This is a genomic window from Streptomyces sp. NPDC049541 (genome assembly GCF_044465725.1).
In the GTDB taxonomy this organism is placed as follows: Bacteria; Actinomycetota; Actinomycetes; order Streptomycetales; family Streptomycetaceae; genus Streptomyces.
This window is the reverse complement of sequence record NZ_JBITLY010000015.1, coordinates 1-19,137: the sequence shown is the minus strand read 5'-3', so window position 1 is coordinate 19,137 and position 19,137 is coordinate 1. Positions and strand designations below refer to the sequence as shown.

The window sequence follows — 19,137 nt, the reverse complement described above, 5'->3', positions numbered from 1 at the left end:
CCCTCCAGATCTTCGGGGGTGGGCTCCGCGTACCCGAAGACCGGCGGCCGACACAGGGTTTGCGGCCTGAAAGCCGGGAACCCGACACCCGCCCTCCACGCACATCCTCGGGGAGGAATCGGCCATGGCACTCCTTGCCGTGATCATCCCGCTTCTCATGCTCGGCATGGTGCTTGCACTCGGCCGTTACGAGGAGTTCCTGCTGCCCGTGAAGAAGGCCGACCCGCGCGATGACGCGCCGGTCGGCCCACTGGGTGCGACGGTGCCACTCCCGGTCCTGCAGGTCCCGCGACGTCCGGTCCGAGTGGTTGCTTCAGGAACGAGTGCACTCAGGACCGCGCGCCGCAAGCGCCGCCGCCACCCTTCCCCGCACTCTCCTCGCTGACCCTCAGCCCCGCCGTCCGGCCGCCTCCAGGAGGGCCTCCAGCTGCCGCAGCGGCTCCGCGCCGGCGATCCGCAGCACGACCGTGTCCGCGCCGGCCGCCGCAAGCTCGCCGATCCGTTCGGCGGCCTGCGAGGCGGTACCCGCGACGGTGAACACCTCGTCCCGAGGGCGGCCGAGCCAGTCGGCGTGCCCCTCGATGTGCGGCTGCAGGGCACGGGCCACCTCGTCGGCGTCGTCGCCGACGGAGGCGAAGGCGAGGACCGTCAGGGTGTGGTCGGGCGCCGCGCCGCCCTTGGCGATCAGCGCGCGGGCGTTCTCCAGGTCACCGGGTCCATGGCCCTCGGTGATCACGGTGCCGTCCGCGACCCGGCCGGACAGTTCGAGGGATCGGGGCCGTACGACACCGGCGACCACCGGAGGCACCTCGGCCGGCGGATGCACCAACTCGACGCCCTCCAGGCGGACCTCACGTCCAGCCAGCTCCACCCGCTGCCCGCGCAACAGCGTGCGCACCGAGGTGATCGTCTCCTCCAGCAGGGCGAGCGGCGAGCGCGGCGCGACGCCCACCTGGGCCATCCACTCCCGCACCCCGTGCCCGATCCCGGCCACCAGCCGCCCCGGGAACACCCGTGCCAGCGTGGCCAGTTCCATCGCCAGCAGGGCCGGGTTGCGCAGCGGGGCGGGCGCGATGCCGAGGCCCACCCGGATGCGCTCCGTCGCTCCGAGGGCGACCGCCGCCGCCGACACTCCGCCGTTCCACCCGAGGTCCTCGACCACCCACAGGTCGTCCACCCCGAGAGCCTCGGCCCGCCGCGCGAACCCGGGCAGCTCTTCCGGCGCCCAGGCGCGGTCGTACATCACACCGATCCGTACATTCGTCATGCCCGGAACCTATGTGCCGGTGACATGGCGATCAACGGCGTTCCCCAGCAGCGGAGTCCGACGGGGCTACTGCTTGTCCTTCCCCGGCAGGAACTCCTGCACCTTCGCCTTCAGACCCTGCTTGATCATGGAGCCGCGGTCCGCGTCCCCCTTCAGGATCGAGGCGGCCGTGGCCTCCATCTGCTCCCAGGTGGCGTGCGGCGGGATCGGCGGGACCGCCGGGTCGGTCAGGAACTCGATCACCGCGGGGCGGTCCGCCTCCAGGCCGGCCCGCCAGCCCGCCTCGACGTCCTCGGGCTTCTCCACCCGGATGCCGGTCAGACCCAGCGAACGGGCGAACGCGGCGTACTGCACGTCCGGGATCTCCTGCGAGGGCAGGAAGGACGGAGCGCCCTCCATGGCCCGCATCTCCCAGGTCACCTGGTTGAGGTCGTGGTTGTTGAACACGGCCACGACCAGCCGCGGGTCCTCCCACAGGTCGCGGTACTTGGCCGCCGTGATCAGCTCCGCCATGCCGTTCATCTGCATCGCACCGTCCCCGACCAGCGCGATCGCGGGCCGGTCCGGGTGTGCGAACTTCGCGCCGATCGCATACGGCACCCCGCAGCCCATCGTCGCGAGCGTGCCGGACAGCGAGGAGCGCATGCCCGGCTTCATCGTCAGATGGCGTGCGTACCAGTTGGCCGCCGAGCCCGAGTCGGAGCTGACGATCGCGTCGGCGGGCAGCAGCGGGTCCAGCGCATGGGCGACGTACTCCGGGTTGATCGGATCGGCCGACAGCTCCGCCCGCCGTGCCATCACCTCACGCCAGCGCGTCACGTTCGCGCACACCTGGTCGTACCACTCGCTCCCGCGGTCCTCACTCAGCAGCGGGATCAGCGCCTGCAGGGTCGCCTTCGCGTCGCCGACGAGATTCACCTCGTACGGATAACGCATGCCGACCATGTGCGGGTCGATGTCGATCTGCACTCCGCGCGCCTTGCCGAACTCTGGCATGAACTGCGTGTACGGGAAGGAGGAACCGATGGTCAGCAGGGTGTCGCAGTCCCGCATCAGCTCGTACGAGGGGCGGGTGCCGAGCAGGCCGATCGAGCCGGTGACATAAGGGAGTTCGTCGCTGAGGACGTCCTTGCCGAGCAGTGCCTTGGCCACGCCCGCCTTCAGAAGTCCGGCGATCCGCTCGACCTCGGCGCGTGCCCCGGCGGCGCCCTGGCCGACCAGGATCGCCACCTTGTCACCGGAGTTGAGGATCTCGGCCGCCTGCTGGACCGATTCCTCGGACGGAACCGACGTCCAGGAGCTGCGGCCCAGGCTGGAGGGCACCATCTTGAACTCGTGCGTGGGCGCGGAGTAGTCCAGCTCCTGGACGTCGCCGGGAATGATGATCGCCGTGGGGGCGCGGCGCGCGTACGCGGTGCGGATCGCGCGGTCGATCACGTTCGGGAGCTGCTCGGGGACCGTCACCGTCTCCACGAAGTCCGAGGCGACGTCCTTGAACAGGGTGTGCAGGTCGACCTCCTGCTGGTACGAGCCTCCCATCGCCGTGCGGTGCGTCTGGCCGACGATGGCAAGGACCGGTACATGGTCCAGCTTGGCGTCGTAGAGGCCGTTGAGCAGGTGGATCGCACCGGGTCCCGAGGTCGCCGCGCACACTCCGAGACGGCCGCTGAACTTGGCGTAGCCGACCGCCTCGAACGCGGACATCTCCTCGTGCCGGGACTGGACGAAACGCGGCTTGTTCTCGGCCCGGCCCCAGGCGGCCAGCAGGCCGTTGATGCCGTCGCCCGGGTAGCCGAAGACATGGTCCACGCCCCACTCGCGCAGTCGTTGCAGGACGTGGTCGGAGACCTTGGTGCTCATGTGTCGACCTCCCGGGTCGTGACGTGATCGGACAGCTGTCGTCTGCGGGCCGAGTCACCCGGTGGGCCTCCGGAAAACATACGGCGGTGTTTGCGGCCGGGGGCGGGGGGCAGGCGCAGTCCAGTGCTTCGGACAGGAGGCACGTCCGTGGGGGAACGGCCCCTGAGCCGCCCAGGTCGCGCCTGTCTCGAACGTGCGGCCGCACTCCCACGGTGACCGTCCACCCCAGAGCACCTTCAAGGGAGTTGCGACGCACCATGCCCACCAAAGTGAGCGCGAAGCACCACCCGCACGACGACGCCCCCGACACCGCCGACGCCTTCCGCAAGCTCGCCAAGCTCCCCCCGGGCCAGCAGCGCGACACGCTGCGCGAGCAGGTCGTCGAGGCCTGGCTGCCGATGGCCGAACGTCTCGCCGGACGCTTCCGCAGCCGCGGCGAGAGCTTCGAGGACCTGCGTCAGGTCGCCGCCCTCGGCCTGGTCAAGGCCGTCGACCGGTACAACCCGGAACTCGGCAACGCCTTCGAGAGCTACGCCGTGCCCACCATCACCGGTGAGATCAAGCGGCACTTCCGCGACCACATGTGGACCCTGCACGTACCGCGCCGGGTCCAGGACCTGCGCAACCGCGTCCGGTTCGCCAGCCAGGACCTCTCCCAGACCATCTCGGGCCGCAGGCCCACGGTCGCGGAGATCGCCGAGCACGCCAACATGAGCGAGGAGGACGTCCTGGTCGGACTGGAGGCGCTGGAGAGCTTCACCGCGCTCTCCCTCGACGCCGAACTGCCCGGCAGCGAGGACGGCTACTCGTTGAGCGACGCCCTCGGCTCGCCCGACCCCGCGCTGGACACGGTCGTGGACCGCGAGTCCGTGAAGCCGCGGCTGGCCGCGCTGCCCGAGCGGGAGCGGGCCATCCTGTACATGCGGTTCTTCGGCGACATGACGCAGAGCCGGATCGCCGAGCAGCTCGGCATCTCCCAGATGCATGTGTCACGGCTGATCAGCCGCTGCTGCACCCGGATGCGGGACCAGATCATGCACGAGGCCGCATAGCCAGTGCCAGATGGCGCGCCATCAGGTCCATCGCCTGTGCCTCCGCCATCGAGAACGCCAGCCGGGGCCCGCACCGGAACAACGTGAGCACGCCCCGCACGGTGTCCCCGTCCTTCAGCGGCACGCACAGCAGAGAAGTGGCGTTCGCTGCTACGAGGACGGGGGCGCCGGTCGCGGTCCTGCCGAACGCATCCGGGTCCGGAGGGCGGATCTGCAGGGCCGGGGACCCGGTCCTGGCGGTCTCGACGACCAGGGGGCAGTCGGCCGGATCCTGCCCCTGGAGCGCGGCCGCGTCCCCGTCCGGCGGGGCCAGTACGGCAGTGCGCGACAGGCCGTCCGCCTCCGCGTCGGCGATCACCCAGTCGGCGAACCTGCCGTGCAGGACCCGCGCCGCCGCCTGCAGGGCGCCCTGCCGGTCGGTGGTGAGCAGCGCCGTGGTCATCGCGTCCAGGAGGTCCATCACGGCCGCGTGCCGGGTCGTCTCGTCGAGGTCCGGCAGCTGTCGCACGGGCAGGTCCGCCGGTGCGGCCGGGGCGCCGGGTCCGCCGGGCTGCAGGACCACCAGGACCGTCGTGCGGGGCTCGCCGCTCGGGCGTACCGCCACCAGCGTGGCATGCACCGGGACGGACGGCTGCTGCTGGAGGCGGACGGTGAGACTGCGGTCGCCCTCGCCGCGGGCCACCGCCGCGGCCTGCGAACGGAACGCGACCCGGTCGGCGTGAACCAGGAAACCGGTCAGCGGGCGGCCGGTGGCATAACCGGCCCGCACACCGGTGAAGGCGGTCGCCGCGCCGTTCAGCCGCCGTACCACCGTCTCCTTGTCGACCAGCGCGACCGGCAGCGGGAGGCGCTGGAACACGGTGCGCAGCAGCTGCTGCTCCTGACGGTCCGCCGAGGCGCGGGTGCGGACCGGTCCTGCTTCCGAGAGCCGCTCGTACCGGGGCCACAACTGGCCGACCACATGGTCCAGTTCGAAGATGGCCGCGTCCAGCACCGTGGGCAGGTCCCCACTCGACACGGACCGCGCCGTCTTCAGCTCCGCGACGCGGCGCACAAAATCCGCAAGGTCTTCACCGAACTCGTCCGTCTGCGTCATGCGACGAAATTAGCGCGACTCCCGTTCGGGGCCACCGTTTTCGGACCGGGCGAGGGGGAAGGCGGGCGGGGGAGAGGAGGAGTGCACCATGCCGGACACCGGGCCTCACACCCGTCGTTGGGGAACGGAGGCGACCGAACCCGCCCTTCCCGGGCGGCGGCTGTCGCAACTGGTCGAGGAGGCCGCACGCTGCACCGTCGAGTGCTGTGGAGCGAGCGGAATGGTGGTCGAGGGCGGCAACGAGCGTCCCGCGGCCGTCACCCATCCCGACCTCGCCCCGCTCGTCGCCGTGCAGCTGCGCTCCGGGGACGGGCCCATCCCGGCCGCCCTGGAACGCGGGGAGCCCGCCCGCTGCTCCGATCTGCTGCGCGAGGACCGCTGGCCCGACTACCGGGCCCTCGCGCTCGACTCCGGGGTGCGCTCCAGCGTGACACTGCCCTTCCGGCGCTCCGGCCTTTCGGTGACGCTGAGCCTCTACAGCTTCCGGCCCGGCGCCCTGGAGGACGCCCCGCACGGGCCCGCCCGGGCGCTCGGCGACCTCGCCACGACCTGTCTGGTCCGCGACCGCTCCTACCGCGCCGCGCTCACGGAACTCGACCAGCTCGGCACCGCCCTGCGCTCCCGTCCCCTCGTCGACCAGGCCTGCGGCATCGTCATGCACGTACTGGGCTGCGACGCCGACGCCGCGTTCGGGGTGCTGCGCCGCCTCTCACAGGGCAGCAACCGCAAGCTGTCCGACGTGGCGGCGGCGGTGGTCGAACGGCGGGGGCGGGGGCTGGAGAGGGAGCTGGCCGCGCTGCTGAACTGAGTCCCGTGCACCGGGCTCCTGGGCCCTGGGCGAGGCGGCGGGCCGTGTCACCCGCTCGGCCGTCCCTGTAGCGCGAATGGGGCTCGGCCGCGCGCGCCTGGCCGCCGCACGGGCTGTGATGGGCTATGGGGCACGACTCCGTGCTCCTGAGAAGTCACCGTCGAAGGAGCCCTCCCCATGCCTCGCACCGCCCGTGTCCTGTCCGTCGCAGCCCTGGCCGGTGCCACCCTCGGCTTCGCCTCGGCCGCCTACGCGGACTCGGCCGCAGAGGCCGGCCCGAGAAGCGTCTCCCCGGGCGGCAGCGTCACCGTCTCGGTCGCCTGCGAAGCCACCGGCGGACGGCCGCCCGCCACCCTCGACGCCGTCTCACAGACCCACGCCAGGAGCGGGAACCCCGCGAGGGTCGACGGCACCTGCGCGGCGGCGCCCGGGACCAAGGGCAAGACATGGAGCGACGCTTCCCGTGTGCACCGCGGCGACGGCAGCGACGGTGCCGTGCCCGGTGACAGCGGGAGCGACGGCGGTGCGGCCGGCGACAGCGGCGGCGGGCGCGGTGACGACGGCGGAGGTGGCGGCGGACGCGGGGACAACGGCGGCGGTGAGGGCGCCGATCTCGGCGGCGGTGCTGTCGGCGGCGGCGATGTCGGGGACGGCGGCGGCCATGACCAAGGCAAGCCCTGCACCGAGCCGAACTCCGACGCCTGCGGCGGCGCGGGCCTGCAGAACGGGCGCGAGCACGACCCGCAGAACGGCTTGCAGCACGGGGTGGAGGCCGGTGCGGGCGGCACCTTCTCCGACTCCGTGCCCGCCCTCGTCGCCGGCGGCCTCCTGATCGCCTGCGCACTGGGCGCCGCCACCTACCGGTTGTGGCCGAAGGACTCCGTCTGGGACCGCTGACCCGCCGGGCGCCCGACGTAACCCGTGCGCACTGGGATGCGACAGCGGCACTCTGGGTACTCGGAGCACGGCGACGGACACGGCACAGGACTGCGCGGAGGCACGCATGCGGCGGACGGACCCGGAAGGCCACGGCCCCGTCCGCTACGGGCCGCCGCTGCCCGAGGACGGGCTGCCCGTGCCGCCCGAGCTCACCGCCGTGCTCGCCGCGGCCGCCGCACGGGCCGACGGGGAGCCGGTCGGTGGCGGACCCGAGCTGATCGAGGCCGCGTGCGGCTACTGGGAGCGGCGCGGCCTGTCCGGCGCCCCCGACCGCGTGGCCGCAGGCCCCGGCGCCCCCGCCCTGCTGCTGGCGCTGACCGCCGCACTCGGCGGTGACGTCCTGGTGCCGAGGCCCTGCGCGGCCTGGTGGGCGCCGTACGCACGCCTGTTGGGCAGGCCCGTCTTCCATGTGGCGACGCCCGCCGAGTGCGGTGGCGTCCCGGATCCGTACGCTCTCCTGGAGACCGTGCGCAGGGTGCGCGCCGAGGGCGGTGACCCGCGGCTGCTCGTGCTGTCGGTCGCCGACGACCCGACGGCCACGGTCGCCCCGCCCGAGTTCCTGCACGAGTGCGTGGAGGCCGCCGCCGGGGAGGGACTGCACCTGGTCAGCGACGAGACCTGGCGCGACACCCTGCACGCTCGGCACGAGACCGTGCTGCTCAGCCCCGCCGAGATGCTGCCCGACCGGGTCACCGTCGTCACCGACCTGGCGGGCGCGCTGCTGCCGCCCGGCTGGCCGGCCGCGGTGGCCCGCTTCCCGGAGGGCGAAACGGGCGGTGACCTCCACGCGCGCGTGCTCGACGTGCTCACCGCGCTCGGCGCCCGCATCGCCGGCCCCCTCGCCGCCCCGGCCGCCTACGCGCTCGGGGAGCCGGAGCCGGTCACCGCGCGCGTGGCGGCAGCCGTGCGCCTGCACGCGCGCGTGGCCGCCGCCCTGCACGCGGCGGTCGTCGCGGCGGGCGCCCTGTCCCGCCCCCCGCAGGCCGGCCGCCACCTCTACGCCGACCTCGGCCCGCTGCGCTCCGCACTCTCCGAGCACGGCGTCGGCGACGCACAGGAACTGGAGGACTTCCTCGCCGCCCGGCTCGGCATGCCCGCACCGGGCGGCCACCGCTTCGGCGACGAACTCGGCGCCCTGCGCGTCCGTCTGTCCACCGGCCCGCTGCTGGGCCGCACGGACGAGGAACGCGCGGAATGTCTCACATCACCCACGCCGTTGGAACTGCCACATGTGCAACGCGCGTTGAGCCATGTGAAGTCGGTCTTCGACGATCTCCGCGACGACGCTCAGCGATGGGAGCCTCCTCGATGACGCAACAGTCCGAGTCGACCACCACCACGAGCACGAGCACGACCACCCGGGAAGTCGACGGGACGGCGTCCGGGCCAAGGTTGGCCCCTGCCCTTCCGCCGCTCGCCGAACCCCGCCCGCTGGGCGAGCGCCGGGTGTGGCCGCGCACCTTCCACGACCGCCTGACCGCCCCGCTGCCCGGCCTGAAAGCCATGGCACGCTTCGCCCGGGAGGGCTCCATCCGCCCTGGGCGCGAGGGCCTGGCCGACATCCCCCGGCTCCCCTTCGAACCCGCTCCGCTGCCCCGCGTCGACGCCCGTACCGTCGCCGTCTCCTGGGCGGGACACGCCAGTTGGGTCATCCGGATCGGCGGTCTGACCGTCCTCACCGACCCCGTATGGTCCCGCCGCATCCTCGGCACGCCCGCCCGTATCACCCCGGTCGGAGTCCCCTGGGAGTCCCTGCCGCCCGTCGACGCGGTCGTCATCAGCCACAACCACTACGACCACCTGGACGCCCCCACCCTGCGCCGACTCCCGCGCACCACCCCGGTGTTCGTCCCGGCAGGCCTCGCCCGCTGGTTCCACCGCCGCCGCTTCACCAACGTCACCGAACTGGACTGGTGGGAGGCGGCCGAACTCGGCGGCGTCCGCTTCGACTTCGTCCCCGCCCACCACTGGTCTAAGCGCACCCTCACCGACGCCTGCCACTCCCTGTGGGGCGGCTGGGTCCTGACGGCCCCCGACGGCCGGCGCGTCTACTTCGCGGGCGACACGGGATACGGCCACTGGTTCTCCCGGATCGGCGAACGCCACCCGGGCATCGACCTCGCCCTCCTCCCCATCGGCGCCTACGACCCCCGCTGGTGGCTCAGCGACGTCCACTGCGACCCGGAGGAGGCGGTACGGGCGGCCCAGGACCTGGGAGCACAGAGGATGGCCCCCATGCACTGGGGCACGTTCGTACTGTCGGCGGAGCCGGTACTCGAGCCGCTCACGCGGGTGCGAACGGCTTGGGAGAAGGCAGGCTTGGCCCGCGAGAACCTGTGGGATCTGCCGGTAGGGGGAGCGCGGGTACTGACCGACTAGGGGTGCCCGGAGCTACCCAGGGGCGCGGGGCCGTATCGATATGCGGCTCCGCCGCGTGAGCGCGACAAGCCACAATCAACCCGCGCCCCGCAACGTACCCTCACCCGGCAGACCGAACCCGTTTCCACACACTCGGCACCACACTGATCACCACGGTCAACACAACCGCCGCCACCACGCCTTCCCAAGGCTCCGGGAACAGGGACCCACCCAGAATCCCAATCACTTGGTACGTCGCAGCCCAAGCCAGGCACGCCGGCAAGTTGCCCCGCGCAAACCGCCGCAACGGCCACTCGGCCACCAGACAGGCCAACATCACCGGAATCCGCCCGGCCGGCACCAGCCGGGAAAGCACCAGCACCGCAACCCCGTGCTCCGCCAACTTCGACTGCGCCTGCGCAAGCCGCTCCTCCGGCGCCCGCGACCGAATCGCCTTCAGCCACCGCGACCCGTTCTTCGACCGCATCCCGCGCCGCCCGAGCCAGTACAGCGCCGCATCCCCGAGGAACGCCGCCAGCGACGCCGTCACGAACACCAGCGCCAACGCGAACGGCGCCGTCTGGTGAAAGGCCACTACGGCCGCCGAACTCACCAGCGCCCCCGTGGGAATCACCGGCACCAGCGCCCCGAACAGCACCAGCAGAAACAGCGACGGATAGCCGATCGCCCGCTGGGTCGACTCCGGAGGCACGATCGCCGCCGTAGCGGCAAGCCAGGTCACCGAGCGACCTCCAGGCGCACGCTCTCCCCGTGCCCGAGCCGGTGCACCTCGACATCCGGCGCGTGCTCCGCCGCGAGGCGCACGAACTCGTCCCCGGGCGCGTGGAATTCATGGGGGCGCACGGCGTCCATCCCGATCGGCCAGTACGTGCCGTAGTGCACCGGCACCGCGCTGCGCGGGGCCAGCCGGGCCAGCGCCTGGGCCGCCCGGCCCGCATCCAGATGGCCGGTGCCGAGGTAGGGCCCCCAGCCGCCCACCGGCAACAGCGCCACGTCGACCGGCCCGACCTCCTGCTCCATCGCGTCGAACAGCCCCGTGTCCCCGGCGAAGTACGTCCGCGCCTCGCCCTCGATCACATAGCCCAGAGCGGGCGAGCGATGCGGCCCGAGCGGCAGCCGCCGCCCGTCGTGCCATGCGGGAACGGCCCGTACGACCACGTCACCGAACGTCACCCGGTCCCCGGGCGCCACCTCGCTCACCGTGAGATGGCTGAGCCGGCGCAGTCCCGGCACGGCCCGGGGCGCGCCCCGGGGCACCAGCAGGCGGGTACCCTCGGCGAGCCGCTCCAGCGACGGAACATGCAGGTGGTCGGCGTGCAGATGGGACACCAGCGCCACATCCGCACGCCAGGCGCCGGGCGGCGGCAGCGCCCCGCGACGGCGGCGGAGATGGGCGAGACGGCGCGCGAACAGCGGGTCCGTGAGCAGCCGTACGCCCGAGTCCGCGACCGTACAGGTCGCGTGACCCCACCAGGTGATCTCCACCGGCACCTCATTGCCTCCTTCGCGCGACTCCCCGAAGCCTACGGGCAGGAGTAGGGTCGGCGCCGAAACCCGGAGGTGAGGGGGACGCCATGGGACCGGTGCGGGTCACGGCGATCGCGAGTCTGACGCCGCTGCAGGAGCTGGACGACGATCCCTTCCTGGTGGACTCGCGCAGCCAGCACGCGATGTGCGCACGCTGGGCCGCCGAGCGGGGCTACATCGTCAGCCGGGAGCTGCTGGTGCGGGGACTGCGGCCCGACCACAGTGTGCTGTGGGACGGCGTCCGGCCGGGGACGGACCTGTTCGTGGCGCCCAGCCGCCGGGTGCTGGAGAGCGCGCTGTCGTCCGCCGAGGAGTTCACCGCGGAGTGCGCCCGGCGCGGGGTGCGGGTGGAGACGGTCGGGTTCGAGGAGCCCTGCTACGACGCTCAGATGAAGGCCCGGGTGCACCGGCGGCTGTCGATGCCGACGGCCGGCTACGACGGGCGCTGAGCCTCCGCTCCCGGTGACGGACCGCATTGTCCGACCCGTGTGACAGTCTGAAGTACAGGCCCGCACCGACGACGGGTCCGGACGTGAGGTGGGCTGGGCGTGCGTGGCGGGCGATGGCGGCGGGCCGCCAGTCAGACGGGGCGGAGCGTCGCGGTGTGGGCGGTCTCCACGGTCACCATGCTCGTGCTCGCGGGGATCCTGCCGGACTTCCGCCTGCAGTCCGCCGACGGCGAGAGCGCCACCCACATCGCCGTCACCGCCGCGTTCGGCGCCGGCGCGTTCGGTGTGCTGTCCGCCCTGGTCTGGCCGCTGCTGGTGCGGCTGTTGCTGCTCGTGCCGGCGCTGGTGCTGGGAGTGCTCGTCTTCGTCCTGAACGGGTCGCTGCTGCTGGTCGCCCTGCGGCTCAATCCGGCCAGCAGCGCCGAGGCGGCCCCGGAGACGGCCGTGGTGGTGGCCGCCGTGATGTCCGCCGTGGCCTCCGCGACCGGCGCCGCCCTGGCCGTGCGCGACGACGACGCCTACCGGCGGCGCCTCTACCGCCTCGCCGACCGCCGCCGCAGACGTCTGCCGCCCGGCCCGTCCGCCCCCGGCACGGTCTTCCTGCAACTCGACGGCGTCGGCCACGACGTCCTGCTGGCCGCGGTCGGCAAGGGCGTGATGCCCACCGTCGCCCAGTGGCTGGGGACCACCCACCGGCTCACGCCCTGGCGCACCGACTGGTCCAGCCAGACCGGCGCCAGCCAGCTCGGCATCCTGCACGGCAGCAACCACGACGTCCCGGCGTTCCGCTGGTACGAGAAGGACACCCGCGAGGTGATGGTCTGCAACCGGCCGACCAGCGCCGCCGAACTCCAGCGCCGGGCCGTCGAGCGCACCGGCGACGGCGGCCTGCTCACCGCCGACGGCGCGAGCCGCGGCAACCTCTTCGGCGGCGGCGCCGACGAGCAGGCCCTGGTGCTGTCGATCGCCACCCGCCGCCGCGGCCGGGAGAACCGGTCCAGGGCCGGCTACTTCGCGTACTTCTCCGACCCGGCCAACGCCGTGCGCACCGCCATGTCCTTCGTCGCCGAAGTCGGCCGCGAGATGGGCGAGTCCACCCGGGCCCGGATCAGGAGGCAGCGCCCGCGCGTCTCACGCGGCGGCCTCTACCCCTTCGTCCGCGCCTTCGCGACCGTGGTCGAACGCGACGTCGTCGTCGCCGCGGTGATGGGCGACATGCTCGCCGGACGCACCGCCGTCTACGCCGACCTGGTGGCGTACGACGAAGTGGCGCACCACTCCGGGCCGACGAGCCGCGACGCGGAGAAGGTCCTCGAACGCCTGGACCGAGCCCTCGCGCTGATCGCGAACGTCGCCGAGCACGCCCCGCGGCCGTACCGCATCGTCGTCCTGTCCGACCACGGCCAGAGCCCCGGCGAGACCTTCCGCGCCCGCTACGGCCTCGGTCTCGGCGATCTGGTGCGGGCGGGCTGCGGGCTGCCCGTGCCGCGCAGGGCGCAGCGCACCCACAGCGGGGCCGAGGCCCGCGCCGCCGTGCGTGCCGCGCTGCGCAGACCCGTGGAGGAAGGCGGCGAGCGGCACCGCCCCTCCCGCCGCTCGGAGCCGCTCGTACTGGCCTCCGGCAACCTCGGCCTGGTCTCCTTCCCGGACGTGCCGCACCGGATGAGCAAGGAGGAGATCGACGCCCGCCACCCCGCCCTGCTGACCACGCTCGCCAACCATCCGGGCGTCGGCTTCCTGCTCGTCCGCAGCGAGGAGCACGGCGGGGTGGTGCTGGGCGCGTACGGCGCGGAGATACCCCTCGGCCAACTCGACGACAGACCGGGCCCGTTGGAGGCGTTCGGCCCCGGTGCCGCCGACGCCGTGCGCCGCACCCACTCCTTCCCGCACACCGCCGACATCATGGTCAACTCCTTCCACGACCCGGCCGACGGCGAGGTCCTCGCCTTCGAGGAACAGATCGGCTCGCACGGCGGGCTGGGCGGCGCGCAGAGCAGACCGTTCCTGCTGTCCCCGCTCGTCTTCTCGGCGCCCCTCGAGGACGGCGAGGAGCTGACCGGCGCCGAGCAGGTCCACCGGGTACTGCGCCGCTGGCTGCGCGAGACGGACGGCCCTCAGGTGCCGGTCACCGACGAGGACGAGGCAGAGCGGGCCGCCTGAAATTCGGCTGCGCCGCCGGGGCCGTACGCACACACTGTTCGAGTCGCAAACCGCTCGAACACCCCGAAGGGACGCCTCTTGCAGGCTGCCGTGTCCGTCACTCCCGCCCGTATCCCCGAACTGCTTCTCGGCCTCGCCACCGTTCGGCCGGTCTTCATCTGGGGCGCCCCCGGCATCGGAAAGTCCTCCCTGGTGCGGGACTTCGCCGGGTCGCTGGGTCTGGAGTGCGTGAGCCTGCTCGGCACCCAGCTCGCGCCGGAGGACCTGATCGGCGTTCCGCAGATCCGCGACGGACGGTCGGTGTTCTGCCCGCCGGAGGCGATCGCCCGCGACGAGCCGTACTGCCTGTTCCTGGACGAGCTCAACGCGGCCACCCCGGACGTCCAGAAGGCCTTCTACTCCCTGATCCTCGACCGCCGGATCGGCAACTACGAGCTGCCGAAGGGATCGATCGTCATCGGCGCCGGCAACCGGGCCACCGACAACGCGCTCGCCCGGCCCGTCGCCTCCGCCCTCGTCAACCGTCTCGCCCACGTCCATCTGGAGGCCTCCGCCAAGGACTGGCTGACCTGGGCGGCGAACAACGACATCCACCCGTGGATCCTCGACCACCTCACCGACCGGCCCGACCACCTGTGGTCCAGGCCGCCGAAGACCGAGGAGCCCTTCTCCACGCCCCGCTCCTGGCACATGCTCTCCGACGCGCTGCACTCCTTCGGCCAGGGCCTCGACGAGGAGACGCTGAAGGTCCTCGCGCACGGCACGCTGACGCCCGCGCACGCCATGGCCTTCTGCGGCTACGTCAAGATCGTGCGCAGCCAGTTCGGCATCGAGGCGATCATCAAGGGCGACGCCCGCTGGCCGAACCGCATCGAGGACCGCGACCTGCTCTACTACCTCGCCGAGTCCTTCCGCGGCCGCCTGATCAAGGAACTCCCGGTCAGCAAGGAGCACATGTCGGCGAACGGCCGGCAGACCGCGTACCGCGCCAAGTCGCTGCTGGTGCAGCTCGCCGAGATCTCCGTCGAGGTCGCCCAGACCGTCATCGCCTCCGACACCGACGGCAACCCCGTCCTGCCCTCGTGGTTCCTCATCGAGGCCGCCCGGGACATGCCCCGGCTGGTGGAGGCGCGGCGGTGAGCCGTACCAGGGGCAAGGGGCAGAAGAAGCGGGACCTCGCGGCCGAGGCGTTCGCCGAGGGGATGGCGCTGGTGAAGGCGAACCCGGCCCTCGCGGCCGTGGAGTTCGACGTCTGCCGCGACGAGGAGTGCAAGATCGCGCCCCGCGACGGGCTCGTGGTCGTCGACTCCGACGCCGACCTGCACGTCCATCCGCACCGGCTCGCCGAACCCGCCGCCTGGGCCTGGGCCCTCGCCCACGCCGTCCTGCACCTCGGCTTCGGACACGTCCCGGCGGCCAAGGGCGAGCGCACCCAGCCGGACCGCCACGAGCTCGCCGCACGCTGCGTCGTCGTCAACCGCTTCCTGCTGAACTTCACCATCGGCGAGACCCCCGAGGGCCTGCCCGCCTCCTACCCCGACGGCGACGAGGAGCAACTCGCCGCGCGCTGGCGGCGGGACGGGCTCCCGCCCGCGTACGAGCGCTGCGGCACGGCCGGCGGCGAGCCCGACCAGCTGCTCCTGACCTGGCACGGATATTACAGCCGGCCCCCGGACCACCAGCTGGCGTTCGCCACCGCCCTGACCCGGACCGTGTCCGCAGCGATGGACATGGCCGGTGGTCGCCGCGACTCCCTCAGCGGGGAAGTCACCCCGCAGCGCCCCTGGGAGCGGGCCCTGAGCTGGTTCATCTCCTCCTACCCGCTGCTCGGCGGCATCGCGGCAGGCATCACCCTCGTCGCCGACGCCGAACTCGCCCGCGCGCACGGCATCTCCGTGGCCGCGGTGAACGCCGACGCCGGCGAGATCTACATCAACCCGCTGCGCCGCTTCGACGACGAGGAATGGCGGTTCATCCTGGCCCACGAGATGCTGCACGCCGCCCTGCGCCACGGCGACCGCTGCGGCACCCGCGACCACTACCTCTTCAACATCGCCTGCGACTACGTGATCAACGGCTGGCTGCAGGAGATGCAGGTCGGCACCATGCCGGAGGGCCTTCTGCACGACCCGGCCCTCACCGGCCTGTCCTCCGAGGAGGTCTACGACCGTCTCGCCGGCGACCTGCGCCGCATGCGCCGTCTGTCCACCCTGCGCGGCAAGGGCAGCGGCGACATGCTCGGCGGCCCGCTGGGCCCGCCCGGCGCGTACGTCGACCTCGACGAGTTCTACCGCCGGGGCCTGAGCCAGGGCCTGGACCTGCACCAGCAGCAGGGGCGCGGTTTCCTCCCCGGCGGCCTGGTCGAGGAGATCCGCACCCTCAGCCACCCGCCCCTGCCCTGGGACGCCCGACTGGCCCGCTGGTTCGACGAGTTCGTGCCGAGCCCACAGCCCGTACGGACCTACGCGCGCCCTTCGCGCCGCCAGTCCTCGACCCCCGACATCCCGCGCGCCGGCCGCTACTTCCCGCCCGAGGAGATCGCCCGGTGCACCTTCGGCGTCGTCCTGGACACCTCCGGATCCATGGACCGCACCCTCCTCGGCAAGGCCCTCGGCGCCATCGCCTCCTACGCCGAGGCCCGCGACGTCCCGGCCGCCCGTGTGATCTTCTGCGACACGGCCCCGCACGACGCGGGCTTCGTGCCGGTCACGGAGATCGCCGGCCGGGTCCGCGTCCACGGCCGCGGCGGTACGGTCCTGCAGCTCGGGATCGACCTCCTGCACCGCGCGGACGACTTCCCGCCGGGCGCGCCCGTCCTCGTCATCACGGACGGCTGGTGCGACGTCCTGCGGGTGCGGCGCGAGCACGCGTATCTGATCCCGCAGGGGGCGCGGCTGCCGTTCACCGCGCGTGGGCCGGTGTTCCGGGTGCAGTGAGCCGGAATGTGATCGGATGGTCTCGTAAAGGAACAGCCAGAATTCGAAGGGATTCATCGTGGCAACCACGCGCTCCGCACACACCGTCTGGGAAGGCAACCTGCTCGAGGGCAACGGTGTCGTCTCCTTCGACTCCTCCGGTGCCATCGCCGAGCAGCCCGTCACCTGGGCCTCGCGCTCCCAGGACGCGAACGGGAAGACCAGCCCGGAGGAGCTGATCGCCGCCGCCCACTCCAGCTGCTTCTCCATGGCGCTGTCGCACGCCCTGGCCGGCGCCGGCACCCCGCCCACCAAGCTGATCACCTCGGCCGACGTGAATTTCCAGCCGGGTGAGGGGATCACCGGCATCCACCTGACCGTCGAGGGCACGGTCCCCGGCATCGACAACGACGCCTTCGTCGCCGCCGCCGAGGACGCCAAGAAGAACTGCCCGGTCAGCCAGGCCCTCACCGGCACGACGATCACCCTGTCGGCCAAGCTGGCCTGACACCCACCCGCGTCCCTGACGTCGTTCGGTGCCGCGCCCCCGGGACAGGGGGCGCGGCACCGTCGTTTCCGGGTACCCGAAGTACGCGGCATTGACAACAGAGCACTCAAGTTTTGTGCTGGTGTGTGAGGAGTGCCCTGGCGGAAGGGGACGGAGATGGCACGTGCGGTCGGGATCGATCTGGGGACCACGAACTCGGTGGTGGCCGTGCTGGAGGGCGGCGAACCCACCGTCGTCGCGAATGCGGAGGGGGCCAGGACCACACCGTCGGTCGTGGCCTTCGCCAAGAACGGCGAGGTGCTCGTCGGGGAGGTCGCGAAACGGCAGGCCGTGACCAACGTGGAGCGGACCGCCCGCTCCGTGAAGCGGCACATGGGCGACGCGAGCTGGCGCTTTCCCGAGCAGGGCTCCGTGGACGGCACCCGCTACCGGGCGCAGGAACTGTCCGCGCGGGTGCTGCAGAAGCTGAAGCGGGACGCGGAGTCCTACCTCGGCGAGGACGTCACGGACGCGGTGATCACCGTACCGGCGTACTTCGACGACTCCCAGCGGCAGGCCACCAAGGAAGCCGGGGAGATCGCCGGCCTGAAGGTCCTGCGGATCATCAACGAGCCCACGGCCGCCGCCCTCGCCTACGGCCTCGACCGCGGCGAGGAGCAGACCGTGCTGGTCTTCGACCTCGGCGGCGGCACCTTCGACGTGTCGCTCCTGGAGATCGGCGACGGCGTCATCGAGGTCAAGGCGACCAACGGCGACACCCACCTGGGTGGCGACGACTGGGACCAGCGGATCGTCGAGCACCTGGTGAAGAAGTTCAAGGGGCAGTACGGCATCGACCTCGCGGGCGACAAGATGGCCGTGCAGCGGCTGCGAGAGGGCGCCGAGAAGGCCAAGATCGAGCTGTCCAGCTCGTCCGAGACGACGATCAACCTCCCCTACATCACCGCCTCCGCCGAGGGGCCGCTGCACCTCGACGAGAAGATGACCCGCGCCCAGTTCCAGGAGCTCACCGCCGACCTCCTCGACCGCTGCAAGACCCCCTTCCACCAGGCGGTCAAGGACGCCGGCATCAAACTGTCCGCGGTCGACCACGTCATCCTCGTCGGCGGCTCCACCCGGATGCCCGCGGTCACCGACCTGGTCAAGGAACTCACCGGCAAGGACCCGCACAAGGGCGTCAACCCCGACGAGGTCGTGGCCGTCGGCGCGGCCCTCCAGGCGGGCGTCATCCGCGGCGACGTCAAGGACGTCCTGCTCCTCGACGTCACCCCGCTGTCCCTCGGCATCGAGACCAAGGGCGGCATCATGACGAAGCTCATCGAGCGCAACACGACGATCCCGACCCGGCGTTCGGAGATCTTCACCACCGCCACCGACAACCAGCCCTCGGTGGGCATCCAGGTCTACCAGGGCGAACGCGAGATCGCCGCATACAACAAGAAGCTGGGCGTCTTCGATCTCACGGGGCTGCCCCCGGCCCCGCGCGGCGTCCCGCAGATCGAGGTCGCCTTCGACATCGACGCCAACGGCATCATGCATGTCTCGGCCAAGGACCTCGCCACCGGACGCGAACAGAAGATGACCGTCACCGGCGGCTCCGCGCTCCCCAAGGACGACATCGACCGCATGATGCGGGAGGCCGAGCAGTACGCCGAGGAGGACCGCAAGCGCCGCGAGGCCGCCGAGACCCGCAACCAGGCCGAACAACTCGTCTACCAGACCGAGAAGTTCATCCGGGAGAACGAGGAGCGGATCCCCGCCGACACCAAGTCGGAGGTGGAGACGGCGGCCACGGAACTCAAGGGCCTGCTGGAACGCAACGCGGACACCAACGAGCTGCGCACCGGCGTCGAGAAACTCGCCACCGTCAGCCAGAAGATGGGCCAGGCCATGTACGCCCAGGCCGACCAGGGCGCCTCCGCCGGCGGCACCGAACAGCACACCTCACCGCAGGACGAGGAGGGCGTGGTCGACGCCGAGATCGTCGACGAGGACCGCGACACCAAGGGCGGCGCGGCCTAGGTGTATTGACCCGCAGCGGCGTTGTCGTCACTCTCCCCCACTCTCGAATTCGCTCGAGCGGGAGGGGCCCCCATCGCTCCGCGTCGCCCGCCGCGGCCGCGGCTGATGTCACAGCCTCCTCCGCCTTGCAGCTGCACGCTCCCCCACTCTCGGCT

17 protein-coding genes are annotated in these 19,137 nt (G+C 72.2%); 12 read left to right on the top strand and 5 right to left on the bottom strand.

The genetic code is table 11. The features are described from left to right. Positions 1 to 124 precede the first annotated feature (124 nt). Entirely contained in the window at positions 125 to 385 is a 261-nt protein-coding gene (locus ACIBW9_RS37585) for a hypothetical protein (protein ID WP_398961821.1), read from the top strand. A 3-nt stretch (positions 386 to 388) separates the two neighbouring features. Here ACIBW9_RS37585 and ACIBW9_RS37580 read toward each other — a convergent pair whose 3' ends face one another. Then, positions 389 to 1,267, bottom strand: coding sequence for an LLM class flavin-dependent oxidoreductase (locus ACIBW9_RS37580; RefSeq protein ID WP_398961817.1), 879 nt, complete (start codon positions 1,265 to 1,267; stop codon positions 389 to 391). Between the two features lie 66 nt (positions 1,268 to 1,333). Further along, entirely contained in the window at positions 1,334 to 3,127 is a 1,794-nt protein-coding gene (locus ACIBW9_RS37575) for a thiamine pyrophosphate-requiring protein (RefSeq protein WP_398961815.1), read from the bottom strand. A 257-nt stretch (positions 3,128 to 3,384) separates the two neighbouring features. Here ACIBW9_RS37575 and ACIBW9_RS37570 point away from each other — a divergent pair, with 257 nt between their 5' ends. Next, positions 3,385 to 4,179 carry an RNA polymerase sigma factor SigF gene (locus tag ACIBW9_RS37570; RefSeq protein WP_398961813.1) on the top strand — a complete coding sequence of 265 codons (795 nt, stop codon included), beginning with the start codon at positions 3,385 to 3,387 and terminating at the stop codon, positions 4,177 to 4,179. On the opposite strand, the gene ACIBW9_RS37565 is transcribed toward ACIBW9_RS37570, so the two are convergent. Next, on the bottom strand, positions 4,160 to 5,275 hold the full coding sequence (locus ACIBW9_RS37565; RefSeq protein WP_398961811.1) for a PAS domain-containing protein: 1,116 nt from the start codon (positions 5,273 to 5,275) through the stop codon (positions 4,160 to 4,162). The two genes, ACIBW9_RS37570 and ACIBW9_RS37565, sit on opposite strands and share 20 nt — an antisense overlap. Positions 5,276 to 5,363: 88 nt before the next feature. On the opposite strand from ACIBW9_RS37565, the gene ACIBW9_RS37560 reads away from it, so the two are divergent. From ACIBW9_RS37560 to ACIBW9_RS37545, 4 genes are all read left to right on the top strand, one after another. Continuing rightward, complete coding sequence (locus ACIBW9_RS37560; RefSeq protein ID WP_398961808.1) at positions 5,364 to 6,083, top strand: ANTAR domain-containing response regulator; 720 nt, start codon at positions 5,364 to 5,366, stop codon at positions 6,081 to 6,083. Between the two features lie 177 nt (positions 6,084 to 6,260). After that, positions 6,261 to 6,980, top strand: coding sequence for a hypothetical protein (locus ACIBW9_RS37555; RefSeq protein ID WP_398961806.1), 720 nt, complete (start codon positions 6,261 to 6,263; stop codon positions 6,978 to 6,980). A 106-nt stretch (positions 6,981 to 7,086) separates the two neighbouring features. Continuing rightward, positions 7,087 to 8,334, top strand: a complete 1,248-nt coding sequence (locus ACIBW9_RS37550; RefSeq protein ID WP_398961804.1) for an aminotransferase class I/II-fold pyridoxal phosphate-dependent enzyme — start codon at positions 7,087 to 7,089, stop codon at positions 8,332 to 8,334. After that, a complete protein-coding gene (locus ACIBW9_RS37545) occupies positions 8,331 to 9,401 on the top strand; it encodes an MBL fold metallo-hydrolase (RefSeq protein WP_398961802.1) in 1,071 nt (356 codons plus the stop codon). The genes ACIBW9_RS37550 and ACIBW9_RS37545 overlap by 4 nt, the downstream gene beginning before the upstream one ends. Positions 9,402 to 9,501: 100 nt before the next feature. On the opposite strand, the gene ACIBW9_RS37540 is transcribed toward ACIBW9_RS37545, so the two are convergent. Both ACIBW9_RS37540 and ACIBW9_RS37535 read right to left on the bottom strand, forming a co-directional pair. Beyond that, entirely contained in the window at positions 9,502 to 10,122 is a 621-nt protein-coding gene (locus tag ACIBW9_RS37540; RefSeq protein WP_398961799.1) for a DedA family protein, read from the bottom strand. Continuing rightward, a complete protein-coding gene (locus ACIBW9_RS37535; RefSeq protein WP_398961797.1) occupies positions 10,119 to 10,892 on the bottom strand; it encodes an MBL fold metallo-hydrolase in 774 nt (257 codons plus the stop codon). Before ACIBW9_RS37535 ends, ACIBW9_RS37540 begins: the two co-directional genes overlap by 4 nt. An 83-nt stretch (positions 10,893 to 10,975) precedes the next feature. Between ACIBW9_RS37535 and ACIBW9_RS37530 the strand changes: the two genes are divergently transcribed. From ACIBW9_RS37530 to dnaK, 6 genes are all read left to right on the top strand, one after another. Further along, positions 10,976 to 11,377 (top strand): hypothetical protein, encoded by a 402-nt coding sequence (locus tag ACIBW9_RS37530; RefSeq protein ID WP_398961794.1) that lies wholly within the window; start codon positions 10,976 to 10,978, stop codon positions 11,375 to 11,377. A gap of 153 nt (positions 11,378 to 11,530) precedes the next feature. After that, positions 11,531 to 13,537, top strand: a complete 2,007-nt coding sequence (locus ACIBW9_RS37525; RefSeq protein WP_398962151.1) for an alkaline phosphatase family protein — start codon at positions 11,531 to 11,533, stop codon at positions 13,535 to 13,537. A 78-nt stretch (positions 13,538 to 13,615) separates the two neighbouring features. Continuing rightward, the gene (locus tag ACIBW9_RS37520; RefSeq protein WP_398961791.1) at positions 13,616 to 14,677 is read left to right on the top strand and encodes an ATP-binding protein; all 1,062 of its coding nucleotides are present in this window, start codon (positions 13,616 to 13,618) and stop codon (positions 14,675 to 14,677) included. Between the two features lie 62 nt (positions 14,678 to 14,739). Further along, positions 14,740 to 16,473 carry a hypothetical protein gene (locus tag ACIBW9_RS37515; RefSeq protein WP_398962147.1) on the top strand — a complete coding sequence of 578 codons (1,734 nt, stop codon included), beginning with the start codon at positions 14,740 to 14,742 and terminating at the stop codon, positions 16,471 to 16,473. A gap of 58 nt (positions 16,474 to 16,531) precedes the next feature. Beyond that, on the top strand, positions 16,532 to 16,960 hold the full coding sequence (locus ACIBW9_RS37510) for an OsmC family protein (protein ID WP_099934526.1): 429 nt from the start codon (positions 16,532 to 16,534) through the stop codon (positions 16,958 to 16,960). A 156-nt stretch (positions 16,961 to 17,116) separates the two neighbouring features. Next, positions 17,117 to 18,982: a molecular chaperone DnaK gene (gene dnaK / locus ACIBW9_RS37505; RefSeq protein ID WP_398961789.1), complete on the top strand. Its 1,866-nt coding sequence runs from the start codon at positions 17,117 to 17,119 to the stop codon at positions 18,980 to 18,982. Positions 18,983 to 19,137: the final 155 nt, after the last annotated feature.